Raw genomic sequence first — 7,051 nt, 5'->3', positions numbered from 1 at the left:
GTTCCCCTCCCGGGTGGGCCGCCGCCGTGTGAGGAGCGTGGGGCTCAGGTGGTGGTGCCCCCGGTGCCGCCCGCGCCGGGGACCGCACCCGCGCCGGGACCGGCACCCGCGCCCGAGCCCGGGGCACCGCCGGTGCCGGGCATCCCGGGGATGCTCGGCAGCTTGCCCTTGTAGTCGGTGATGCCCTTGACGACGGTGTCCATCACGGCGACGTCCGGCGCCTTGTCGGCGATGTCGAAGCCGAAGTGCACCGAGACCAGCGCCTTGCCGTCGGCGGAGGGGAAGACCACGGTCTGCACGTAGCCGTTGTTGCCCTTGGGCGCGTCCACCTTCCAGCGGACCAGGTAGCCGTCCTGGCCGTTGACCTTGACCGCCTCGGACTTGAGCTCCTGGTGCCCGGTGATGTCGCCGTACGACGACTTGGCGGTGGCCGCGATGTCGGCCTTGGCCGCCGCCTGGACGTCGGTGCCGCCGCCGTCGATCCGGCCGGTGTTCACGCCGCCGAGGGTGCAGTCGCCGCTGCCGTCGGGGCAGGCGTACGAGCCGACGGTGATCATGGCGTAGCCGTCCCGGGTGGTTTCGGCCTGCCAGCCGTTCGGGACCGGCAGGGTGAGCTTGTTCACCATGTCGATCGCCGCGTCGGAGCCGGGCCGGACCTTGCCGTTCCCGTTTCCACCGTTGCCCTTGCCGTTGCCCTTGCTGTCGCCGCTGCCCCCGTTGCCGCCGCCGTTGCCGCCGGTGCCGCCGGTGCCGCCGTTCCCCGGGTAGCCGTCCCAGGGGCCGAAGCTGCCGCGCGGGGTGTGCTGGGCGGTGGGCTTGGAGTCGGATCCGCCGTCCATCGCGAGGTAGGTGATCCCCGAGCCCGCGCCCAGGCCGAGCAGGGCGGCGACGACGGTCGCCACGACCAGCTTGGACGGCTTGCGCCGCTCCTTGCGCGGGGGAACCGGCGACCCGAAGGCGGCACCGAAGGGCGGCGGCTCCGGGTACCGGACGGTGGGGCCGCTCTCCAGGACCTCGCCCTCCAGCACCGTGGGCTGCTCGGCCGTCCCCGGCCCGGGCTCGCCGGTCTCCGGGGCCGCCGGGACGTCCGGGGCGTCCGGGGTCTGCGGGGTGCCGGGAGCCGAAGCGTCGGCCGCCGGGGCGGCCGGCTCCGGCGCGTCCGAGGGCGCCGGCCGGGTGTCGGCCGTCCAGCCCTTGCCGTCCCACCAGCGCTGCGGCCTCGGGTCGCCGGTGGTGTCCTTCGGATCCGGGTACCACCCGGCGGGAATCTGCTCACTCACATCAGAGAATCTAAAGGCAGCCGGATAAACGCGAAATCAGCTCGGCATGGAATTCCGCCGGTTTTCGATGAGATTACCGTGAGAAGGCCCGGCGTCCCCGCGCGGCAGCGCTCACAGCGGGGTGACGTACGCCCCGGAGATGCCGCCGTCCACCAGGAACCCGCTCGCCGTGACGAACGAGGAGTCGTCACTGGCGAGGAAGGCCACCGCGGCGGCGATCTCCTCGGCCCGGGCGAACCGGCCGAGCGGGACGTGCACCAGCCGGCGGGCGGCCCGCTCCCGGTCCGCGGCGAACAGTTCGCGCAGCAGCGGGGTGTCCACCGGCCCCGGGCAGAGCGCGTTGACCCGGATCCCCTCGCGGGCGAACTGGACGCCCAGCTCGCGGGACAGCGCCAGCACCCCGCCCTTGGAGGCGGTGTAGGAGATCTGCGAGGTGGCCGCGCCCATCACGGCGACGAACGACGCGGTGTTGATGATCGAGCCGCGCCCGTGCCGGCGCATGTACGGCAGTGCCGCCTTGCAGCACAGGAAGACCGAGGTCAGGTTGACCTCCTGGACCTTGTGCCAGGCGTCCAGCCCGGTGGTCAGGATCGAGTCGTCCTCCGGCGGCGAGATTCCCGCGTTGTTGAACGCGACGTCCACGCTGCCGCAGGTCTCGTACGCCTCGTCGAACAGCGCCTCGACCATCGACGGGTCGGTGACGTCGGTGTGCACGAACAGTCCGCCGACCTCCTCGGCGGCGGCCCGTCCGCTCTCCTCGTCGAGGTCGGCGCAGACCACCTTGGCCCCCTCCGACGCGAGCCGGCGGGCGGCGGCCAGACCGATGCCGCTGCCCGCGCCGGTGACGACGGCGGTCCGGCCGACCAGCCGACGGCAGACCGCCCCGTCCGGCGCGGTGTGCTTCTCGCTCATCGGGCTGTCACTCCTCGCTCTGGATGGAGACGTTCGTGGCCGTCACGCGTCACGCCCGCCGCTCCTGCGTCACGTCCAACGCCCGTACGCCGCGTCCGTCACTCCTGCGCCGCCTCCGTCACCCGGGCGTCACATCCGTTCGAAGGAGCGGTAGCGCTCCCAGTCGGTGACGGAGCCGTCGTAGGCGGCCTGCTCGACCCGGGCCATGTTCAGGTAGTGGTCGACCACGTCGTCGCCGAAGGCCTCCCTGGCCAGTTCGCTGCGCGCCCACAGCTCGGCGGCCTCACGGAGCGACCCGGGCACCCGGGCGTACTCCTCGACCGCGTAGGCGTTCCCCAGGCAGGGCGCGGGCAGCTCCAGCTTGTGCTGCAGCCCGTACAGGCCGGCCGCGATCATCCCGGCGACGGCGAGGTACGGGTTGACGTCGCCGCCGGGCACCCGGTTCTCCATCCGCAGACCGGGGCCGTGACCGACCACCCGGTACGCGCAGGTGCGGTTGTCGCGACCCCAGGCGACGGCGGTCGGGGCGAAGGAGCCCGGCCGGTAGCGCTTGTAGGAGTTGATGTTCGGGGCGTAGAGCACGCTGAACTCGCGCAGCGCCCTCAGCTGGCCGGCCAGGAAGTGCCGCATGGTGTCGGTCATCCGGCCGTCCCGGTCGGCGAAGGCGGGGGCGCCGACGGCGTCGCGCAGCGAGAGGTGGATGTGGCAGCTGTTGCCCTCGCGCTCGTCGTACTTGGCCATGAAGGTGAGTGCGCAGCCGAGTTGGGCGGCGATCTCCTTGGCACCGGTCTTGTAGACGCTGTGCTGGTCGCAGGTGGTGAGCGCGTCGGTGTAGCGGAAGGCGATCTCGTGCTGGCCGAGGTTGCACTCGCCCTTGGCGGACTCCACCACCAGACCGGCGCCGGCCATCTCGTTGCGGATCCGGGAGAGCAGCGGCTCGACCCGGGCGGTGCCCAGCATCGAGTAGTCCACGTTGTAGAGGTTCGCCGGGGTCAGGCCGCGGTAGCCGCCGACCCAGGCCTGCTCGTAGGTGTCCCGGAAGACCTGGAACTCCAGTTCGGTGCCGATGTCGGCGGCCAGGCCGTACTCGGCGAGCCGGGCGAGCTGGCGGCGCAGCAGCTGGCGCGGGGCGGCGTCCACCGGGTGGCCGCCGTGCCGGGCGAGGTCGGCGGTGACCTGGGCGGTGCCGGGCTGCCAGGGGGTCAGTCGCAGGGTGCCCAGGTCGGGGCGCATCGCGAAGTCGCCGTAGCCGGTGGCCCAGGAGGAGAAGGCGTAGCCGTCCACGGTGTTCAGGTCGACGTCGACGGCCAGCAGGTAGTCGCAGGCCTCGGCGCCGTGCTCGGCGACCTCGTCGAGGAAGAACCGGGCGGCGAAGCGTTTGCCCTGCAGGCGGCCCTGCATGTCGGTGAAGGCGAGCGCCACGGTGTGCACCTCGCCGGCGTCCACCAGGGCGCGCAGTTCGTCCAGGGTCAGCGGCGGCCGGGGCGGCGCGCCCGCGGTGGTGTTCCCGGAGGCCGTGTTCCCGGACGCGGTGTTCCCGGACGCGGTGTTCCGGGGGGCGGCGTTCTCGGGTGCGGTGTTCTCGGACATGGCGGAACCCCTCCTTCCTCGATGTCCTCGAATTCCTCGATCACTCTTCGAGATCAAGCGGTCACAGCGAACCGTACGGCCTGCGACTCGCGGGGCGGAAGAGGGCGGACGGACGTGGCGCGCCGGGACGCGGGATTGACGGTGGATCAGGTGGTTCGGGAGGAGAATGCGCGCCATGGATCGCAGGCCTTTGATCGGCGTCAGCACCTACCTGGTCGACGCGAGCTGGAGCGACTGGCGGGCGCGCCGGGTGGCCCTCGTCCCGGAGCGGTACACCGCGTACGTCCAGGACTCCGGCGGGATCGCCGTCCTGTTGCCGCCGGACGCCCCGGAACGCGCGCCGGAGGTGCTGGCCCGGCTGGACGCGCTGGTCATCGTGGGCGGACCGGACATCGACCCGGCGTACTACGGGGAGCCGGCCCATCCGGCGAGCGAGGTGGACTCGCCGGAGCGGGACGCCTGGGAGGTCGCGCTGCTGCGGGCCGCGCTGGCGGCCGGGATGCCGCTGCTGGGCGTCTGCCGCGGGATGCAGGTCCTGAACGTGGTGTGCGGCGGGACGCTGGTGCAGCACCTGCCGGACGGGCCGGCGGCGGACGTGCACGGCGGGTCGCCGGGGAGGTACGGCTCGCACCCGGTGCGGCCGGTGCCGGGCACGCTGCTGGGCGGGCTGCTGCCGGAGTGCGAGCTGGAGGTGCCGACCTTCCACCACCAGGCCGTCGACCGGGTCGGCGCGGGCCTGCGGGTGAGTGCCCACGCGCCGGACGGCACGGTGGAGGCGGTGGAGGGGCCGGGGTTCACGCTCGGCGTGCAGTGGCACCCGGAGCAGGGGGACGACCTGCGGCTGATGCGGGCCCTGGTCCGGGCGGCCACCGCCGCGGCGCTGGACGCCACCGCGCTGGATGCCGCGGTCCTGGACGCGGTCCCGCTGGGCTAGCTCAACTGGGCGTGGGAGCAGGGGATTTCGCCTGGTCGCAGGGGTGCGGCCTGCACCGGGTCCGGTCGCCCGAACGGCAACGACAACGGTCACCAGTACAGCCTTTGGATCTTTGTCGATTCTGCGGTTCACTTCGGTTGCAGGGCGGTCGCGCCGCGCCCCTGTTCCGATCCGTGCGCCCAGAGAGGACTTCCATGGCCGGGCACGAGCACTCGCACGATGATCATGCGCATGACCACAAGCAGTCGAGCGGGCACGGACACGGCGGCCACGCGCACGGCCACGCGCACGGCGGCGGCCACGGCGGGCACTCGCACGGCGTCGCCGCCGACGCGGACCGCCGCTGGCTGCTCAGCGCCCTCGCCCTGATCGTCGTCTTCATGGCCGGCGAGGTCGTGGTCGGCTTCGCCGCCCAGTCCCTCGCGCTGATCTCCGACGCGGCGCACATGCTCACCGACGCCGCCTCGATCGTGCTGGCCCTGATCGCGATGCGGCTCGCCGCCCGCCCCGCCCGCGGCGGCTACACCTACGGCCTCAAACGCGCCGAGATCCTCTCCGCGCAGGCCAACGGCGTCACCCTGCTGGTGCTCTCGGCCTGGCTCGGCTACGAGGCCGTCACCCGGCTGATCACGCCGCCCGACGTCACCGGCTCGCTGGTGCTGATCACCGCGCTGATCGGGATCGTGGTCAACATCGCGGCTGCCTGGTGCATGTCCAAGGCCAACCGCAACTCGCTGAACATCGAGGGCGCCTTCCAGCACGTCCTGACCGACCTGTACGCGTTCATCGCCACCGCCGTCGCCGGTCTGATCGTGATGCTCACCGGCTTCGCCCAGGCCGACGCCATCGCCTCGCTGATCGTCGTCGCGCTGATGCTCAAGGCCGGCGTCGGACTGGTCCGGGACTCCGGACGGATCTTCCTGGAAGCCGCCCCGGCCGGGATCGACCCGGACGCGGTGGCCGACCGGATGGTCACCGAGCCGCTGGTCGAGGAGATCCACGACCTGCACATCTGGGAGATCACCTCCAACCAGCCGGCGCTGTCCGCACACATCCTGGTCACCCCCGGCGGCGACTGCCACGCCGTCCGGCGCCGCCTCCAGCGCCGGCTCGCCGACGAGTACGCCATCACCCACAGCACCCTCCAGGTCGACCACGTCGGCGAGGACGAGGCGGGCGCGCTGCTGCAGATCGCCGCCCCCGGCGACACCGCCGCCGAGCACTGCGCCGACGCCCACGGCCCCGTCCACCGCGCCGGGCCGCACGAGCACTGAGAAGCCCCCGTCCGTCGGTGCGGTACGGCATGATCTGTGACGTGACCGCACCGCGACTGATGCTGCTCGACTCCGCCAGCCTCTACTTCCGGGCCTACTACGGCGTACCGGACACCCTGCGCTCGCCGCAGGGCGAGCCGGTCAACGCCGTCCGCGGCCTGCTGGACTTCATCGCCCGGCTGGTCCACGACCACCGCCCCGACCGGCTGGTCGCCTGCATGGACGCCGACTGGCGCCCGCAGTGGCGGGTGGACCTCATCCCCTCGTACAAGACCCACCGGGTCGCCGAGGCCGCCGTGGACGGCGAGGAGGAGGTGCCCGACACGCTGGCCCCGCAGGTCCCGGTGATCGAGCAGGTGCTGGACGCGCTCGGCATCGCCCGGGTCGGCTCCCCCGGCTACGAGGCGGACGACGTGATCGGCACCCTCACCGCCCGCGCCGAGGGGCCGGTGCAGATCGTCACCGGCGACCGCGACCTCTTCCAGCTGGTGGACGACGCCCGCGGGATCACCGTGCTCTACCCGGTCAAGGGCATGGGCAACCTGCAGGTCACCGACGACGCGCTGCTGCTGGAGAAGTACGGCGTGCGCGGCGCCCGGTACGCCGACATGGCCGCCCTGCGCGGGGACCCGTCGGACGGCCTTCCCGGCGTCAAGGGCATCGGCGAGAAGACCGCCGCCCAGCTGATCGACGAGTACGGGGACCTCCCGGGCATCCGTGCCGCGGCGCTGGACATCGGCTCGAAGCTCACCCCGGCCCGCCGGCGCAACATCGTCGAGGGCTCCGCCTACCTCGACGTCGCCCCGAAGGTGGTCCGCGTCGCCGACGACGCCCCCCTGCCCGACTTCGACCCGGACCTCCCCCGCGAACCCCTCGACCCGATGACCCTGGAGGAGCTCTCCGCCCGCTGGGGCCTCGGCACCTCACTGGACCGCGTCCTGGAGGCCCTGGCCTCCCGCTGAACACGGAGCGGGGGGGGGGGCGGGCGGCGCCGCGCCGCCGGCCCGCCGCGCCAGAACAGGCGACAACCCCACGAGGGCCCGACGCACGACGAGTGGGAC

At 72.9% G+C, this 7,051-nt stretch carries 6 protein-coding genes; 3 read left to right on the top strand and 3 right to left on the bottom strand.

From position 1 onward, the window contains the following. Positions 1–44: 44 nt before the first annotated feature. The 3 genes from ACFV0O_RS24765 to ACFV0O_RS24755 form a co-directional block, all read right to left on the bottom strand. On the bottom strand, positions 45–1,280 hold the full coding sequence (locus ACFV0O_RS24765; protein WP_380345365.1) for a DUF2510 domain-containing protein: 1,236 nt from the start codon (positions 1,278–1,280) through the stop codon (positions 45–47). A 111-nt stretch (positions 1,281–1,391) separates the two neighbouring features. Continuing rightward, positions 1,392–2,192, bottom strand: a complete 801-nt coding sequence (locus ACFV0O_RS24760) for a 3-oxoacyl-ACP reductase (RefSeq protein ID WP_380345363.1) — start codon at positions 2,190–2,192, stop codon at positions 1,392–1,394. 129 nt (positions 2,193–2,321) lie between these two features. Further along, positions 2,322–3,782 (bottom strand): glutamine synthetase family protein, encoded by a 1,461-nt coding sequence (locus tag ACFV0O_RS24755; RefSeq protein WP_380345362.1) that lies wholly within the window; start codon positions 3,780–3,782, stop codon positions 2,322–2,324. Positions 3,783–3,957: 175 nt separating this feature from the next. Here ACFV0O_RS24755 and ACFV0O_RS24750 point away from each other — a divergent pair, with 175 nt between their 5' ends. From ACFV0O_RS24750 to ACFV0O_RS24740, 3 genes are all read left to right on the top strand, one after another. Next, positions 3,958–4,716, top strand: coding sequence for a gamma-glutamyl-gamma-aminobutyrate hydrolase family protein (locus ACFV0O_RS24750; RefSeq protein WP_380345361.1), 759 nt, complete (start codon positions 3,958–3,960; stop codon positions 4,714–4,716). A gap of 194 nt (positions 4,717–4,910) precedes the next feature. Next, entirely contained in the window at positions 4,911–5,990 is a 1,080-nt protein-coding gene (locus ACFV0O_RS24745) for a cation diffusion facilitator family transporter (RefSeq protein ID WP_380345359.1), read from the top strand. A 59-nt stretch (positions 5,991–6,049) separates the two neighbouring features. Beyond that, entirely contained in the window at positions 6,050–6,952 is a 903-nt protein-coding gene (locus tag ACFV0O_RS24740) for a 5'-3' exonuclease H3TH domain-containing protein (RefSeq protein ID WP_380345372.1), read from the top strand. The last annotated feature ends 99 nt before the right edge of the window (positions 6,953–7,051 follow it).

It is taken from the genome of Kitasatospora sp. NPDC059577, assembly GCF_042735475.1.
In the GTDB taxonomy this organism is placed as follows: Bacteria; Actinomycetota; Actinomycetes; order Streptomycetales; family Streptomycetaceae; genus Kitasatospora.
Note: the sequence above shows the minus strand (reverse complement) of the source record. Positions and strands in the feature narration are given on the sequence as shown.

Coding starts and splice junctions, on each gene's coding strand:
- ACFV0O_RS24745 (WP_380345359.1), top strand. CDS start 4,911: ATGGCCGGGCACGAGCACTCGCACGATGATCATGCGCATGACCACAAG.
- ACFV0O_RS24755 (WP_380345362.1), bottom strand. CDS start 3,782: ATGTCCGAGAACACCGCACCCGAGAACGCCGCCCCCCGGAACACCGCG.
- ACFV0O_RS24750 (WP_380345361.1), top strand. CDS start 3,958: ATGGATCGCAGGCCTTTGATCGGCGTCAGCACCTACCTGGTCGACGCG.
- ACFV0O_RS24740 (WP_380345372.1), top strand. CDS start 6,050: ATGCTGCTCGACTCCGCCAGCCTCTACTTCCGGGCCTACTACGGCGTA.
- ACFV0O_RS24760 (WP_380345363.1), bottom strand. CDS start 2,192: ATGAGCGAGAAGCACACCGCGCCGGACGGGGCGGTCTGCCGTCGGCTG.